This is a genomic window from Cellulosilyticum sp., from assembly GCF_982396655.1.
On record NZ_CEVXFV010000005.1, the window covers coordinates 71,890 to 86,106 of the forward strand.

Genomic DNA, 14,217 nt, shown 5'->3' on the forward strand with positions numbered 1-14,217 from the left:
GGCAGCTAGGGTGGTGATGGATTATTTATTTAAGCATTTGATACATGAGCAATATATTGCAACGGCACATAAGGAGAATGTGGCAACAGTAAAGATTCTAATGAAACTTGGATTCAAAGAGGTAGCTTATAAAGATTATAAAAATGCAGAAGAGGTTCACACATATGTGATTCATAGACAAAGTTACTTGGAAAAGTATAAAGATTACAAGGAGGAAATATGCATACAACAATTATAGGTGGGGCAGATGGTCCTACAAGTATTTACGTAGCAAGCCCGCTTAATAATATACAGTGGATTAATCTTTTTGGTTTACTCATTATTATATTATTAATGGTTCCTAATATTATTTATGCAATAAAAAATAAGGATGGCAAAAATCTATGTACCGATAAGATTATCAACATTTTAGAGCAAGTAGGCAGATATGGCACGATGTTTTTAATGGTCTTTAATATTGGAATTTTAGAGTTTGGCTTTTCATCAGTCAATAGTATGCTCCTATATACATTTGGTAATCTGGTGCTTATTTTAAGCTATTGGATTTTCTGGGGAGTTTATTTTAAACGTCAATCACTGATGGCAGCATTGATGTTGGCAATTATACCTACAGCAATTTTCTTATTAAGTGGAATCACCTTACAGCATTATTTATTGATTGTTTTTGCAAGTTTATTTGGAGTTTGCCATATATATATAACCTATATCAATAATGTACATTCTAAATAACAAGAGGGATAGGTTAGGATAGATAGACAGTATAGATAAGTAGTATAAGGAGGGGAAAGTGATGCAAGAGGATAGTTCTACAAAGAGCTGGAATCAGGTGGGTGAAGGATGGTGTGAATTGGCACAGACAAATGACTTTAGAATACATTTTATTATGCCATATACACTAGAACAATTAGGTGATGTTTCAGGGAAAAGCATCTTAGATCTTGGTTGTGGTGAAGGCGGTTATGCACGTGAATTAGCAAGGCGAAATGCAAATGTAGTAGCCATTGACTGCTCTGAGTTTTTTATTAATTATGCAAAGGCAAAGGCACAGGAAGAAGGATTAAACATTGTACATCATATACGTAATAGCAATGATTTATATAACATAGAAGGTCATTCCTTTGATATTGTGCTTTGTTCAATGATGTTAATGGATTGTGAGGACCTTGTGGGGACAGTTAAAGAAATTGTAAGAGTGCTAAAGCCTTCAGGAAAACTATTTGCAAGCGTACTACATCCTTGCTTTAATGGAAAACACATTCAGTGGCAAGGAGAAGATAAGGATAAAAAGGTGGTTGTCGAAAATTATTTTTATCCCGAGGAGTGGGAAAAGCCTGTATCTAGGGGAATTGATAAGAAGGTGATATGGCGACACCGAACGCTGCAAGATTATGTAAAAGTATTTGTAAGTGCGGGGTTAACTATAGAAGATTTAAATGAACCGTTTCCTACACAAAAGCAAGCGGAGCAATCTATAAGGATTAAATGGCTGGAGAGAATCCCTATGTTTTTATTTTGGCAGTTAAGAAAGTCTGATTGTAAATAGTTAGCCAGCAGAAGCAACCTTTTGTGGTGGTGTGTATTGATGACTTTGAGAGGGACAAGGAGTGGCTTATTCCATAATGACCTAGGCACCTTGAAGAAGGTATGAATTTAAATAAAGTGATACAAGAGGTGAGCGTTAGATGAATATTGGTTTTTATGCATGCAGTGCATTAACGGTTATATTTGGCGTATACACTTTAGTATTTGCAACATTAAGGGAGAAGGCGCAAGCTTTATAAGCGGATTTAATACCATGTCTAAAGAACAGCAGAGACGATATGATACGAAAAGAATGAGCAAGGACCAGAGGAATGTAATGCTATTGTGGATGATTATTATGGGTATGGGTGCGGTACTTTCCTGTTTAATTTCACAGTATATGGCCATTGTAGTTTTTATAATTTGGCTTATTGTATTTTTCAAAAATGTTCATATGACGTCAAGCAAGGGTTTTGAAAAATATAAGGTTAAGTAATAGGAGGGGATTTTAGTGGGAGAGTCAAATGAGGTATATAACTTTTATAATGCTGGGGCTGAAGTAGGACGATTAGAAAAAGGATTGGGAAAAATAGAATTTTATAGAACGAAGGAGATTTTATCCCAGTATATAGCTAGCGGTAATACGATATATGATATTGGCGGCGGCATAGGAATATATGCTTCTTGGCTAGCAAGGCGGGAGAATAATGTACATCTTATAGAACTTGCGGACTATGCTGTAGCTTTTGCTAAACAGAATATGATGCATGAATGCAGTTTTAATGCAGAGGTAGGGGATGCAAGACATTTGAATAAACCAAGTCATAGTGCAGATGTTGTGTTGATGATGGGGCCCCTTTATCACTTGCAAAATAAAGAAGATAGGCAGCAGGCTTTAAAAGAAGCCTATAGGGTTTTAGAAAATGGGGGGTTGTTAATTGCGGCGGGTATTTCAAAGTATAGTTCAATGATTTGGGCACTTTCTACATATGGTACAAAAAATAATCTTATTGATGAGGTAGCTTTTAGAAATATGTTTCAAGAGGAAGTCGTTACAGGAAATCATAATAGGCCTAAGGAGTATCCTTACTTGATTGCACAAGCTTATTTTTCTACGCCTGAAAGTATGGCAGGTGAAATGAAAGAAGCTGGATTTTCTATAATCAATGAACATGCAGTAGAAGGATGCATTTGGTATACACCTTGCTTGGATGAAAAATGGGAGAGTGAGCAGTCTAGAAAAAGTTTACTGGATATTATTCATCTAACAGAGCATGAGACAGAGATAATGGGAATGAGTCCACATTTTTTAGTTGTTGCAAAAAAATAAATGATAGCATGATGTGAGAAAATAAAAAACTTATAAAGTTAAGGAGTTTTGGCAGAAAAGAGGAATATAGATGCTTAAGAGGCTTACAAAACGTATTTATTATATGTCAGGAGAAGAAGAAACAGACAGACCATATTTGTATTATATTTATGGGGATCAGTATAGTTTAGCAATTGATGCAGGAAGTTCTAAAGCACATGTTGAAGCCTCTTATAAGGCAATAGAGGAAGAGGACCTTCCTAAGCCTAGTTATACAGTACTTACACATTGGCACTGGGACCACACTTTTGGTTTGCATGCTGTAGAAGGACAAACAATAGCTTCTGCAAAGACAAATCAAAAGTTAAGACAGGTAAAAACATGGAAGTGGACAATAGAGGATATGGAAGCACGTGAAAAAACGGGTGAGGACATAGCTTTTTGTAATGCATGTATTCAAAAAGTATATAAAGACCTTAATGAAATAAAGGTAGTAACTGCAAATCTAGAAGTAGAAGATAGGCTGACAATTGATTTAGGTGGAGTGACTTGTCAGATTGAGCAGCAGGATGCCACACATTCTAGGGATAGCTTGTTTTTATATTTCCCTGAAGAAAGAGCACTTGCAGTAGGCGATGCAGATTCAGAAGACCATTACGAGAATGGTGGCAAGTATGATAAAACAAAGTTATCAAGGCTTATTCAATATATTGAACAGTTTGATTTTGATTACTATTTATTAGGTCATGATAAGCCTGATACAAGGGAAGGGGCATTAAGTTATTTAAAAGCTGAACTAGAGAAGCTGAAATAGGTTAGATAGTGTTTTGTAAAAATATGAAATAGGTGGAGATAAGAATGAGAGAAAAATTATATGAATCAGTTAGAAAATGGATGTATCAAAATGCAAGACCTATTGATTTAGGTTTATGGCAGTACTTTTTTGAAGATGGGGACAAGAAAATTGTACTAGAAGCTTTGATGAGTTATCAAAATGAAGATGGTGGTTTTGGCCATGCTCTGGAGGCGGATAATTGGAATCCAAATTCAACACCTATTACAACGCAGCATGCCCTTAAAATACTAAGACTTATTGATTTCTGGGATATGAGACATCCTGTGTATCAAGGAATCTGGAAGTACTTAAATACGGAAAAAGATTTGCAGGAGTATGGCTGGCGCTTTACAGTACCCAGTAATGATGACTACCCTCATGCGCCTTGGTGGAATTATAGTGAAACAGAAAACGAAAAAGAATACTTTGGCGTAACAGCAGGATTTGTAGCCTTTATACTAAGGTTTGGCGATAAGGAAAGTAAACTCTATAAGAAGGCAGAACAGCTTACAGCAAAATTAATGACAGCCTTTATGTCAGATGAAGCCTATGGGGATATGGGGCTTGAGGAATATATGACTTTGATTGAAGTAATCAAAGACTTAAAGATATCAGCTTATGATACCGATTTACTCATGGATTTATTAGCACATAAAATTCAAAAGGCGATCGAACCAGATACGAGTAAGTGGCAATATTATGTTGCAAGACCATCACGTTATATAAAAAGTCTTAACAGTTTATTTTATAAAGGAAATAGAGAAATTGTACAGAAAGAACTTCAGTATTTGATAGATACAAAACCTGAAAATGATGTATGGGGAATCACTTGGACATGGTTTGACAATATGGAAAAGTATAGTAAGGAATTTGCGGTAAGTGAGAATTGGTGGAAGGGGTATGGCGTTATAGAAAAAATGCTTTTTTTAAGGAACTTCGATCAAGTTTAAATAAACATAGCTGTAAGATATAGACTGGAATTTATTAAGCAGACGAAAAATAGGCTATGAGTTGATGGATTATTGAGTAGAACTAGAATGTGTGAATATTATCAATAATTAGGAGGAATATATGAGAGGATGTGAAGCAGGATTAAAGAAAAAGTCATTCTCACTTTCTTTTCATGGCGGAGAAATCTGGGTAGAACATTTAGATGCTATGGGTAGTGAAATACAACTCATGCTACAAAAATTCAATGAAGATATGATTCAAATTAAAAAGCCTTTTACTAGTTCTTTTATGGCAGTTAATCTTGATGAAACCAAGGTGAATGAAGCAGTTCTGAAATTGATACTGGAGCAGCTTAGTAGCCTGAAGACACCTCTTCGCAAGGTGGTGCTTGTAGGACTCAACTTAAGGATGAAAAGGTATATCAAACGGCAAAAACTGCCTTTTTTAGCAGCCTGTATTGATGATTTTGAGAAGGCTAAGGAATGGCTTATTCCATAGCGACCTACGAAAGCATTTGGTGTGCCTATGAGCATGTTGTGAAATTACAAAGGTTAAAGGACTTAGCCAGCAGCTTTTTCATTATTTTGAGCAAAAGGAAATTTATGATGGACGTAGAAGCAAAGAAGTCTTCTGCGAAATACATAAAAGCCGCTGGCAGAAATTTGGAGAAGAAGCTACAGGCATTAATATTTTTGAATGTGCACTCCTTCAAAACAGTATCAATGAATTACTGTTATTTCGAGGTGGTACTGAAACAAGCATCACAGCATATACCCAGGAACTTGTTCAGGCTGTTCAAAAACTTGAGCCCATTATTATTTATCTTAGCCCAGAGCCTAGAGCAGCTATAGAACGTGCGGCTAAAGAACGTATAGATGAACAAGGTCATCACGTTTGGGAAGAAAGAGTAGCACAATATATTACGGCTTCACCTTATGGAATGAAAAAAGGATTTTCAGTGGAAGGATTAATTATTTTCTTACTGCCCATGGTAATTAATATATTTTATGTTATTTTTCCGCCAAAACAAACTAAGGAGCCAATATCTTTAAAAATGCCTGTGTTAGAAGCCATAGAACAAGGTACGCGAATTGCCTATGTTATGGCAATCTGCATCTTAGTAAGCAATTCAAAGGTAGATTATACAAGTGTTTCTTTATATATCAGCATAATATTTTTGGTGCTATATCATATTGTCTGGATCAGATATTATATGGGCGGCAGAGATGTTAAGCTTTTAGGTACTAAATTTTTAGGTGTGCCAATGCCTTTAGCAGTCTTCCCAGTGCTTTATTTTATATTTGCCTCAATATGGCTGCACAATTATATTGCAACAGGTGTAATGGTTGTATTTGGTATTGTTCATAATATTATTTCATACCGAAACTTTTATATAAATGAATAAGTTATCTAATTTAGGGGAGAAACCTATGAAAAATAGTGAGTTATATAAACGCATCATGAAAGAAGAAGATATGTTTCCAAGATTATTTACAAATAGTGAAAAGAGAAGTTATGGCATCTTATTTTTTAATGAAGATAATAAACAATCTTATGACAGCAATCATGCTTTGATTTTTAAAGATCAGGTAGAGAATTTAGATGAAGTATTAGAAGATATTACAAGTTTTTATAAACAAAAAGGGATCCAGCCAAGTATTTATCAGGCCACTATGGATGAACATTATTTCATGGAAAATGAAGCAATCTTTAATCGCAATAATTATAATGTGTGGGTAGAGGGACCTTTGGAATATATGACACTGACTGCAGAAAATAAAATAGTGGCAAATCCTGATTTTGAGGTAAAACTTGAAAAAGAATGGGACAAACGCTTTGAAGAGGTATTTTTGGCAGCAGAAGAACCTTGGGAAATTCAAGTGGCAAAGCAAATTTTCATGAGTGAAAATGGTAGGGGATTTGTAGCTTATCATGAAGGAAAGCCAGTAGGAATATGGTACTGCCATATAGCTGAAGGAATATGCAGATATGATTATATCCTTGTAGATAAGGCATACAGAAAAGAAGGCTGTGCACGTGCGATTATGTCAGTAGTAACTGATTACTGCAGAGATCATGACATAGCAACCTGTTATCAATGGCCAGCCCATAAGACTTCTGAAAGATTATGTGAGGAGTCTGGTTTTAGAAAAATATTTACTAAAGAAGCTGGACGTGCAAGCTTTAGAGGGGAACAAAGCTAGGAGAAGATAATATGATAGATGAATTTTCAAAAGTACCTTTAAGCTGTCAGATTGCAACGGAGGCAGAAATTATGGAAAGCAGCCTGGATGAGGAGGTTGCAGTAGAGTCTTATACCCAGGTTTTACATAGTAAGTTAGGAAGAAAGGTACAGTTAGGACGCAGCAATTCTATTTTATATTCACAGTTGGGAAGATATTGTTATACAGGTCAAAACACTACAATTCGTAATGCTAAGCTAGGAAGATTCAATTCAATTTCATGGAACGTGAGCATTGGCGGAAATACTCATGATATGAATAAGGTGACGACGCATAGCTTTTTGGTATATCCAAAGTGGGGAATGGGCGGCAATAGCAATTGGCAATCGGTAAAAGAAGAATGCAACTTAGAAAATAATATATGGGTTGGAGCAGGCGTTAATATTCTAAGAGGTGTAACCATAGGCAGCGGTGCAATTATCGGAGCTGGAACAGTTGTTACAAAAGATGTGCCACCTTATGCCGTTGTAGTAGGCAATCCAGGAAGAATTATAAGAATGAGATGTCCTGAAGAAATTATTGAAAAAATGCTGGAAATTGCTTGGTGGGACTTTCCTATAGAGGTCATACGCGACAACTTTAATGTATTTGAAAGTGAATTAACACAAGAGATTGTATATAAACTTTCTGAAATTAAACAGCAAGTTAACTAAAAAGGAGTATAAGCCTATGCCAATATTAACACCAACTTTAAATTTTGCAGGGCGCTGTGAAGAGGCACTTAGATTATATGAAAAGGCTTTTAAAGGAAAAGTTTCATGTCTACTGAGATATAAAGAAGGCAAAAAAGAAGACAGTCATTGGCAGCTAACAAAGGAGCAGGAAAACTATATTTATCATGCGGAACTTTTGATTGGCAGTCAAAGGATTATGATGTGTGACAATATAGATGTTCCTTTTGTAACAAGTTATGCCACTTTTATTACGGTAACCTTTAATACTAAAGAAGAGGTTCAAGAGGCCTATGATATTTTAAAAGAAGGAAGTACAACAATCTACCCGTTAGCACGTACGACGTATAGCTCATGCCGCGTGGTTTTTGTAGATAAGTTTGGTTTCAGATGGGGACTGATGACTGAGCAGACTGAACGCTAATTTTATGTGGAAATGAAGTTAATGATAGGTCAAATGAAGGGAGCATACAGATGGATAAGGAATGGTCGCAGCTCAATAAAATGATGCAAGTGCAGATAGGGAAAAAAGAGACATTTGCTATGATGATGGAGACCTTGCTGCATTTGCGGGAAGAATTAAGGAAGCAGATTCTAGAATTCCCAAATACCTTGAGTAAGGAAGAACTTTGTGCAATCTCTTTTATAAATGCAAAGGGATATCATAGCAAATAAGATTCATTAAGATAGGGGGGGGAAATGGTGCAAGTATGCAGGATGATTTTAAAAGTGGTTATGTGGCTTTTGATTATTGGCTTTGGAGCCAACTTAATGATGCAGACAATCAGTTATTCATTTTACAAAAATGCAAAACATATGAAAGAAGTTGCCTATGTGCCGGAGCCTATTCAAATGACAGAGAAGTTATCAGGATATGGTTATCATCTGGATGCAAAAGCTGATGAAGTGATTTTATTCTTTGGAGGCTCTAATTATATTGCATATAACAGTGTGGCAAAGTTTGCAGGAAAATATAACTGCCCATTTATAGCAGTTGATTATTATGGGACGCAGGCAAGCCTAGGAAAGATGAATCTAAAAACAATGCAGCAAAGTACAGCTGATTTTTATGATTGGGCCAAGGCAGAATATCCACAGTGTAAGTTTATTGTTATGGGACATAGCTATGGCACAGGGATGGCAGCATATTTAGCTAGCGTTAGAACCTGTGATAAGCTTATTCTTTTATCAGCTTACCGGGACTTATCTGACTTATACAATAAAATCATACCCATTTTCTGGGGACCTATGAAAATATTTTTATCTAATAATATAAGCTTGAAAAGCTATGCAAAAGCTATAAATTGCCCTGTATACATAATAGGCTCAAAGGCAGATGGAACCTTAGATGCTAAGCTGCAGCAAAAGGTGGCAGACTGTTTTGTCAATACAAACCTAGAGATATTTGAGGATGTAAGTCATGAGAACTATTTAGTGACAGAGAAGATCGTAGATTATATAAATGATATTTTAAGAAATGAAAATTAAGGAGGCAGTTATGCAGAAAGATATTTTTAAAATAGAAGGTATACCCGCTATTTTATGGGGTGATCACTCTGATAAAATTTACTTATATGTTCATGGAAAATGTGGCTGCAAGGAAGAAGCAGAAGGCTTTGCTAACATTGCTTGTGATAAGGGCTGGCAGGTTTTAAGCATAGATTTGCCGGAACATGGAGAAAGAAAACAAGAGCAGAATGGATTTTATCCATGGATAGTAGTTCCGCAGCTGCAAAGCATCATGGCCTATATCAAACAAAGATGGCAGACCGTAAGGCTTATGGCAAGCAGCATAGGTGCCTGGTTTAGTATGCAGGCATATGAGGCAGAAACCTTTGAAAAATGTCTCTTTGTTTCACCTATTTTAGATATGAAGCATCTTATCGAAAATATGATGAGGTGGGCAGCGGTATCAGAAGCTGAGTTAAAAGAAAAGCAAGAAATAAAAACATCGTTTGGAGAAACATTATCTTGTAGGTACTTAACCTATGCAAAAGACCATCCTATAAAGCATTGGAACTCACCAATAGCTATTTTGTATGCAGATAAGGATCACCTTACAGAAAGAAGCATCGTAGATGACTTTTGCCGTACATATAATGTTCAGCTGCAGGTTATGAAAGATGGCGAACATTGGTTCCATACACCAGAGCAAGTGGAAGTACTTAACTGTTGGATCAAGGAACAAGCCTAGTAAAGAGAGTAGGGAAGGTTTAAATGATTTATTTAGAACAATTTAAGTTTCCAAGTGCGGAAGAAGAATATAGCTTCCTAATGGGTGAAAGAAGAACGTGTTATGACTCCTTTTATCCTTTTCAAATATTAGCTAAGAATGAAGTGGGCACTTTAACGTTTGAACCCATTACTATTTTATATGGTGGAAATGGCTCTGGAAAGACGACAGCATTAAATGTAATAGCAGAAAAATTGCAATTAACTCGGGATACCCTTTTTAACAGGACTAACTTTTTTGAGGATTACACAAACCTATGTACCTATAAGTTAAAAGAGGCTGTCACACGTGAGAGCTGCATTATTACAAGTGATGATGTCTTTGATTTTATGCTTAATCTTAGAAATATTAATGAGGGTATTCATGAAAAAAGAGAAGCACTTTTTGAGGAATACTTAGATGCCAAGTATGCTAAATTTCAAATGTCTTCATTAGAAGATTATGAACAGCTTAAAAAGGTCAATATGGCAAGGCGCAAAACACAATCAAAATATGTAAGAAACAATCTAATGGGAAATGTAAGAGAGCATTCCAATGGAGAAAGCGCCTTCATTTATTTTGCAGATAAAATAAAAGATAATGGGCTTTATTTGCTGGATGAACCAGAAAACAGCCTATCTCCAGAAAAGCAGCAAGAATTCCTAAGCTTTTTAGAAGATGGGGCAAGATTCTTTGGCTGCCAATTTATTATCGCTACTCATTCTCCTTTTATTTTATCTTTAAAAGGCGCCAAGATTTATGATTTAGATGAAACGCCAGTCATTATGAAAAGATGGACACAACTGCCTAACGTCCGTGCCTATTATGATTTCTTCAAAAAACATGAACAAGAGTTTAAAGAAAATGAGTAAATGATAAGGAGGTGCAACGTGCTGGAATTTCTTAGAGCAACAGAGACTGACCTTGATGAATATATGAAAGCTAAAATAGATGCCTTTTCTGATGATGTCAATCAATATGGATTTGGACCAAGTGGCTATGATGATATTGAAAAGGAAAGAGAAAATATCATACATTATCCAACTTACAAAATTGTATTAGATGGTGTAATTATAGGCGGCATTACCTGCTGTGACTTAGGTGGTGAAAACTTTTGGCTAGGGGGCATCTATATCGATAAAGCCCATCAAAATATGGGGATAGGCGCAAAAGCCATCACCTTTATAGAAAATGAATTTCCTGGGGCCAAAAGCTGGAGGCTGCATACGCCTTTTAAAAACTATCGAAATCATCATTTTTATGAAAAGATGGGCTATAAGAAAATAGGTGAAACAGCACCCAAGGAAGATAAAGGCGGCTTTTATCTTTTTGAATATGAAAAGATAATACCCCAGCTATAATAATAAATATCTTTTAAATAGGGGGGACCATGAAAGATATAAAGATAGAGACCAAACGCTTGATTTTAAGAAAGTTTGAAAAGCAAGATACTGAAAAATGCTATATGGGTTATGGACGGGATAGAGAATTAGGACGTTATCTGCCCATGTATCCTATGAAAAGCAAAGAGGAGATGGGAGTTCTAATAGATGGTTTTATAAGTGCCTATAAAAATGAAGCATTTATTTGGTTAATTGAAGAAAAAATAAGTAAGCAGCCAATAGGATCTATTTGTGTAGATGTACCCTATAAGGATTTAAATATAGGAGAAATTTCATATCTGCTAGGTACAAAATACCAAAGAAAAGGCTATGCCTTAGAAGCCGTCGATGCTGTTGTTGATTATATGTTAAATGATCAAAAACTATATATGCTAGAAGCCAAATACAATAAAGAAAATACTGCTTCAGGCAAATTATTAGCCAAATTAAATTTCGTGCAAGATGGAGAATTAAGAGATAGAAGAGTGAATCTGATGACACATGTTAGATGTAATCTGATTATATGTTCTTTAAAAAAGAACGAGTATAGTTCTAAATTCAAAATGATGGGGGAATACGATGAATATAAAAACACAAAGACTTATAATTCGTGATTTGGAAAGAAAGGATGAAGCTCAATTATATAAAATTGTATGGCAAAAAAATGTTGTAAGATTTATGAAAGATTGGTCTCAGAATAGTCCATCACCGGAATCTTTTCATGGGTATATAGATTGGCATCAAAGTCAGAAAGATTCTACAGATGTTTATGAAAATAAAAGGTACGCTATTGCACTACCTGACAGTGATTTATTAATTGGAGCTGTAGGAATGGGATTGGAGGATACTGTAAATGAAGTTGAAATGGCCTATTTCATCGACGAAGACTATCAAGGTCAAGGCTATGCAACAGAAGCATTAATGGCATTATTTGATTGGTGCATGGCAATTTCTGACCTGCCTTACCTCATACTGACAATAGATATAGCCAATACTGCCTCCTGCAAAGTAGCACAAAAAGCAGGCTTTGAGCTCTTTGAAAAAAGAACCCCAATAAGCCACAAACAACCCAACATGGAAAGCGACAGTTACTTCTACTACCGCAAATATCGCCAATAAAAAAGAAATACGCAAAGATTTTACAAGCAGAAAAAGTTAACTGAATAGGAGTATGGAATTTTCTATTAAATAGGAATAAAGAAAAAAGAGGGGTGACTTCGGAAGTTACATTTGTCCCCTTAAGTAAGTAACATCTGTACAAGCAAAAAAGTTAACTAAATCAGCAGATGAAACTTTCTATTAAATAAGAGAAAAGAAAAAAGATGGGGTGGTCGCTGGCTACATTCGCAGTATTTCGTACAACCTCTTAGCGAAGTATACTAAATGGTTTTTAGGCAATTGTTTGAGCGAAGCGAGTTATTGACGTTCATTTAGTATACGAGCTTAGAGGTTGTTAGAAATACGGAGATAGTAGCTGGCGACCACCCCATCTTTTTTCGGCCCTATTTAATTAGCCTTAAAATTAAATAACTTTTGTTGTCCAATCCTCTACATTCCATACATCAGTTACAAAGCTTTCATAGAAGTATGGTTCGTGACATACAATCACTACAGTTCCTTTGAATTCGCGGATAGCTTTTTCAAGCTCATCTTTAGCTTCTGGGTCTAAGTGATTTGTAGGTTCGTCAAGTACAAGTAAGTTGTGTTCTTCCATAAGAATTTTGCAAAGACGTACTTTAGCATTTTCTCCCCCTGAGAGAACTTTCATTGGACTTGTGATATGGTCTGTTGTAAGACCGCATTTTGCAAGTGCTGTACGTACTTCATTGTTTGCCATAGATGGATAGAGGTTCCAAATATAGTCAAGGGCTACAGTGTTGTTATCGCGGCTATCTTCTTGTTCGAAGTAACCATATTTAACGTTTTCACCGAAGATAACTTTCCCAGAGATAGGTTTAATGACACCCAGTAAGGTTTTAAGTAATGTTGATTTACCTAAACCATTTACCCCACAAATAGCAACTTTTTGATTACGTTCTAATTTGAAGTTGAGTGGCTGAGTAAGTGGTGTATCATAACCGATTACAAGGTCTTCAGCTTCAATTAAGAAACGGCTAGGTGCTTTGTATGGTTTAAAGTTGAAAATTGGTTTTGGCTTTTCATGTTGTTTCTCGATAATTTCCATTTTATCAAGTTGTTTTTGACGGCTTCGTGCCATTCCTGTTGTAGCAACACGCGCTTTATTACGTGCAATGAAGTCTTCAAGTTTCTCAATTTCTTTTTGTTGACGTTCATAAGCCTGTTCTTGTTGACGTTTTTTGAGTTCATAAACACGTTTGAATTCATCATAGCTTCCAACATAACGTGTAAGCTGACAATTTTCTACGTGGTAAATAAGGTTACATACTGAGTTAAGGAATGGAATATCGTGAGATACGAGAATGAAGGCATTTTCGTAGTTTTGTAAGTAACGAGTAAGCCATTCAATATGTTCAACGTCTAAGTAGTTAGTCGGCTCATCCAAGATAAGGATAGTAGGGTTTTCAAGTAAAAGTTTTGTAAGAAGAACTTTAGTTCTTTGACCACCACTAAGTTCATCTACTTTTCTTTCAAGGCCGATATCACCAAGACCAAGTCCTTGTGCAACTTCTTCGATTTTTGCATCTAATGTATAGAAACCACTATGATCTAAGATAGTTTGAATCTCAGCAGCATCTTCCATCATTTTGTTCATTTCATCTTCATCTACTTCAGCAACTTTTTCGTAGATTTCCATCATTTCTTTTTCAAGGTCGAAAAGATGGTTGAAAGCAAGTCTTAAATTATCACGAATTGTTGTACCTGGAGTAAGTGCTGAATGTTGATCAAGATAACCTACTGTCACACGGTTAGACCATTGAACAGTTCCTTCATCTGGCATAAGTTTACCTGTAATAATATTTAAAAAGGTTGATTTACCTTCACCGTTGGCACCAACGAGGGCAACGTGTTCACCTTTTAATAATCTAAATGATACATCTTCTAAAATACTACGTGAGCCGAAGCCATGTGTTACATTTTTTACGTTTAATATGCTCATTTTAATCTCCTTTT

20 protein-coding genes and 1 pseudogene are annotated in these 14,217 nt (G+C 35.7%); 20 read left to right on the plus strand and 1 reads right to left on the minus strand.

Annotated elements, in window-relative coordinates; genetic code table 11:
- Nucleotides 1-7: 7 nt before the first annotated feature.
- From AC1VAQ_RS03615 to AC1VAQ_RS03710, 20 genes and pseudogenes are all read left to right on the plus strand, one after another.
- Nucleotides 8-238: pseudogene (locus tag AC1VAQ_RS03615) on the plus strand (hypothetical protein); the annotation flags it as partial.
- Nucleotides 220-729 carry a hypothetical protein gene (locus AC1VAQ_RS03620; RefSeq protein ID WP_479903474.1) on the plus strand — a complete coding sequence of 170 codons (510 nt, stop codon included), beginning with the start codon at nt 220-222 and terminating at the stop codon, nt 727-729. The pseudogene AC1VAQ_RS03615 and the gene AC1VAQ_RS03620, both read left to right, overlap by 19 nt.
- A gap of 61 nt (nt 730-790) precedes the next feature.
- A complete protein-coding gene (locus AC1VAQ_RS03625; RefSeq protein ID WP_479903475.1) occupies nt 791-1,543 on the plus strand; it encodes a class I SAM-dependent methyltransferase in 753 nt (250 codons plus the stop codon).
- A 159-nt stretch (nt 1,544-1,702) separates the two neighbouring features.
- Entirely contained in the window at nt 1,703-2,017 is a 315-nt protein-coding gene (locus tag AC1VAQ_RS03630) for a DUF3784 domain-containing protein (RefSeq protein WP_479903476.1), read from the plus strand.
- Nucleotides 2,018-2,032: 15 nt separating this feature from the next.
- Nucleotides 2,033-2,851, plus strand: coding sequence for a class I SAM-dependent methyltransferase (locus tag AC1VAQ_RS03635; RefSeq protein ID WP_479903477.1), 819 nt, complete (start codon nt 2,033-2,035; stop codon nt 2,849-2,851).
- Between the two features lie 70 nt (nt 2,852-2,921).
- Nucleotides 2,922-3,644, plus strand: coding sequence for an MBL fold metallo-hydrolase (locus tag AC1VAQ_RS03640; protein ID WP_479903478.1), 723 nt, complete (start codon nt 2,922-2,924; stop codon nt 3,642-3,644).
- Nucleotides 3,645-3,688: 44 nt separating this feature from the next.
- On the plus strand, nt 3,689-4,615 hold the full coding sequence (locus AC1VAQ_RS03645; RefSeq protein ID WP_479903479.1) for a hypothetical protein: 927 nt from the start codon (nt 3,689-3,691) through the stop codon (nt 4,613-4,615).
- Between the two features lie 121 nt (nt 4,616-4,736).
- Nucleotides 4,737-5,114, plus strand: a complete 378-nt coding sequence (locus AC1VAQ_RS03650) for a hypothetical protein (protein WP_479903480.1) — start codon at nt 4,737-4,739, stop codon at nt 5,112-5,114.
- A gap of 107 nt (nt 5,115-5,221) precedes the next feature.
- Nucleotides 5,222-5,467, plus strand: coding sequence for a hypothetical protein (locus tag AC1VAQ_RS03655; RefSeq protein WP_479903481.1), 246 nt, complete (start codon nt 5,222-5,224; stop codon nt 5,465-5,467).
- Between the two features lie 89 nt (nt 5,468-5,556).
- The gene (locus AC1VAQ_RS03660) at nt 5,557-6,021 is read left to right on the plus strand and encodes a hypothetical protein (RefSeq protein WP_479903482.1); all 465 of its coding nucleotides are present in this window, start codon (nt 5,557-5,559) and stop codon (nt 6,019-6,021) included.
- Between the two features lie 25 nt (nt 6,022-6,046).
- Nucleotides 6,047-6,820 carry a GNAT family N-acetyltransferase gene (locus tag AC1VAQ_RS03665; protein ID WP_479903483.1) on the plus strand — a complete coding sequence of 258 codons (774 nt, stop codon included), beginning with the start codon at nt 6,047-6,049 and terminating at the stop codon, nt 6,818-6,820.
- Between the two features lie 11 nt (nt 6,821-6,831).
- The gene (locus AC1VAQ_RS03670) at nt 6,832-7,512 is read left to right on the plus strand and encodes a CatB-related O-acetyltransferase (RefSeq protein ID WP_479903484.1); all 681 of its coding nucleotides are present in this window, start codon (nt 6,832-6,834) and stop codon (nt 7,510-7,512) included.
- A 16-nt stretch (nt 7,513-7,528) separates the two neighbouring features.
- Nucleotides 7,529-7,954, plus strand: a complete 426-nt coding sequence (locus AC1VAQ_RS03675) for a VOC family protein (protein WP_479903485.1) — start codon at nt 7,529-7,531, stop codon at nt 7,952-7,954.
- Nucleotides 7,955-8,004: 50 nt separating this feature from the next.
- Complete coding sequence (locus tag AC1VAQ_RS03680) at nt 8,005-8,205, plus strand: hypothetical protein (RefSeq protein WP_479903486.1); 201 nt, start codon at nt 8,005-8,007, stop codon at nt 8,203-8,205.
- Between the two features lie 24 nt (nt 8,206-8,229).
- Nucleotides 8,230-9,018, plus strand: coding sequence for an alpha/beta hydrolase (locus tag AC1VAQ_RS03685; RefSeq protein ID WP_479903487.1), 789 nt, complete (start codon nt 8,230-8,232; stop codon nt 9,016-9,018).
- A gap of 10 nt (nt 9,019-9,028) precedes the next feature.
- A complete protein-coding gene (locus AC1VAQ_RS03690) occupies nt 9,029-9,724 on the plus strand; it encodes an alpha/beta hydrolase (RefSeq protein ID WP_479903488.1) in 696 nt (231 codons plus the stop codon).
- A 23-nt stretch (nt 9,725-9,747) separates the two neighbouring features.
- Nucleotides 9,748-10,614 (plus strand): AAA family ATPase, encoded by an 867-nt coding sequence (locus AC1VAQ_RS03695; RefSeq protein ID WP_479903489.1) that lies wholly within the window; start codon nt 9,748-9,750, stop codon nt 10,612-10,614.
- 18 nt (nt 10,615-10,632) lie between these two features.
- Nucleotides 10,633-11,103, plus strand: a complete 471-nt coding sequence (locus tag AC1VAQ_RS03700) for a GNAT family N-acetyltransferase (RefSeq protein WP_479903490.1) — start codon at nt 10,633-10,635, stop codon at nt 11,101-11,103.
- A 29-nt stretch (nt 11,104-11,132) separates the two neighbouring features.
- Nucleotides 11,133-11,738 carry a GNAT family N-acetyltransferase gene (locus AC1VAQ_RS03705; protein ID WP_479903491.1) on the plus strand — a complete coding sequence of 202 codons (606 nt, stop codon included), beginning with the start codon at nt 11,133-11,135 and terminating at the stop codon, nt 11,736-11,738.
- Nucleotides 11,704-12,243: a GNAT family N-acetyltransferase gene (locus AC1VAQ_RS03710; RefSeq protein ID WP_479903492.1), complete on the plus strand. Its 540-nt coding sequence runs from the start codon at nt 11,704-11,706 to the stop codon at nt 12,241-12,243. Before AC1VAQ_RS03705 ends, AC1VAQ_RS03710 begins: the two co-directional genes overlap by 35 nt.
- A 403-nt stretch (nt 12,244-12,646) precedes the next feature.
- On the opposite strand, the gene AC1VAQ_RS03715 is transcribed toward AC1VAQ_RS03710, so the two are convergent.
- Nucleotides 12,647-14,203, minus strand: coding sequence for an ABC-F family ATP-binding cassette domain-containing protein (locus AC1VAQ_RS03715; protein ID WP_302598487.1), 1,557 nt, complete (start codon nt 14,201-14,203; stop codon nt 12,647-12,649).
- Nucleotides 14,204-14,217: the final 14 nt, after the last annotated feature.

What these genes read in the sequence shown, in the direction of transcription:
- AC1VAQ_RS03620 (WP_479903474.1), top strand. Translation starts at nt 220, where the DNA reads ATGCATACAACAATTATAGGTGGGGCAGATGGTCCTACAAGTATTTAC.
- AC1VAQ_RS03625 (WP_479903475.1), top strand. Translation starts at nt 791, where the DNA reads ATGCAAGAGGATAGTTCTACAAAGAGCTGGAATCAGGTGGGTGAAGGA.
- AC1VAQ_RS03630 (WP_479903476.1), top strand. Translation starts at nt 1,703, where the DNA reads ATGCAGTGCATTAACGGTTATATTTGGCGTATACACTTTAGTATTTGC.
- AC1VAQ_RS03640 (WP_479903478.1), top strand. Translation starts at nt 2,922, where the DNA reads ATGCTTAAGAGGCTTACAAAACGTATTTATTATATGTCAGGAGAAGAA.
- AC1VAQ_RS03645 (WP_479903479.1), top strand. Translation starts at nt 3,689, where the DNA reads ATGAGAGAAAAATTATATGAATCAGTTAGAAAATGGATGTATCAAAAT.
- AC1VAQ_RS03650 (WP_479903480.1), top strand. Translation starts at nt 4,737, where the DNA reads ATGAGAGGATGTGAAGCAGGATTAAAGAAAAAGTCATTCTCACTTTCT.
- AC1VAQ_RS03655 (WP_479903481.1), top strand. Translation starts at nt 5,222, where the DNA reads ATGGACGTAGAAGCAAAGAAGTCTTCTGCGAAATACATAAAAGCCGCT.
- AC1VAQ_RS03660 (WP_479903482.1), top strand. Translation starts at nt 5,557, where the DNA reads ATGAAAAAAGGATTTTCAGTGGAAGGATTAATTATTTTCTTACTGCCC.
- AC1VAQ_RS03665 (WP_479903483.1), top strand. Translation starts at nt 6,047, where the DNA reads ATGAAAAATAGTGAGTTATATAAACGCATCATGAAAGAAGAAGATATG.
- AC1VAQ_RS03670 (WP_479903484.1), top strand. Translation starts at nt 6,832, where the DNA reads ATGATAGATGAATTTTCAAAAGTACCTTTAAGCTGTCAGATTGCAACG.
- AC1VAQ_RS03675 (WP_479903485.1), top strand. Translation starts at nt 7,529, where the DNA reads ATGCCAATATTAACACCAACTTTAAATTTTGCAGGGCGCTGTGAAGAG.
- AC1VAQ_RS03680 (WP_479903486.1), top strand. Translation starts at nt 8,005, where the DNA reads ATGGATAAGGAATGGTCGCAGCTCAATAAAATGATGCAAGTGCAGATA.
- AC1VAQ_RS03685 (WP_479903487.1), top strand. Translation starts at nt 8,230, where the DNA reads ATGGTGCAAGTATGCAGGATGATTTTAAAAGTGGTTATGTGGCTTTTG.
- AC1VAQ_RS03690 (WP_479903488.1), top strand. Translation starts at nt 9,029, where the DNA reads ATGCAGAAAGATATTTTTAAAATAGAAGGTATACCCGCTATTTTATGG.
- AC1VAQ_RS03695 (WP_479903489.1), top strand. Translation starts at nt 9,748, where the DNA reads ATGATTTATTTAGAACAATTTAAGTTTCCAAGTGCGGAAGAAGAATAT.
- AC1VAQ_RS03705 (WP_479903491.1), top strand. Translation starts at nt 11,133, where the DNA reads ATGAAAGATATAAAGATAGAGACCAAACGCTTGATTTTAAGAAAGTTT.
- AC1VAQ_RS03710 (WP_479903492.1), top strand. Translation starts at nt 11,704, where the DNA reads ATGAATATAAAAACACAAAGACTTATAATTCGTGATTTGGAAAGAAAG.
- AC1VAQ_RS03715 (WP_302598487.1), bottom strand. Translation starts at nt 14,203, where the DNA reads ATGAGCATATTAAACGTAAAAAATGTAACACATGGCTTCGGCTCACGT.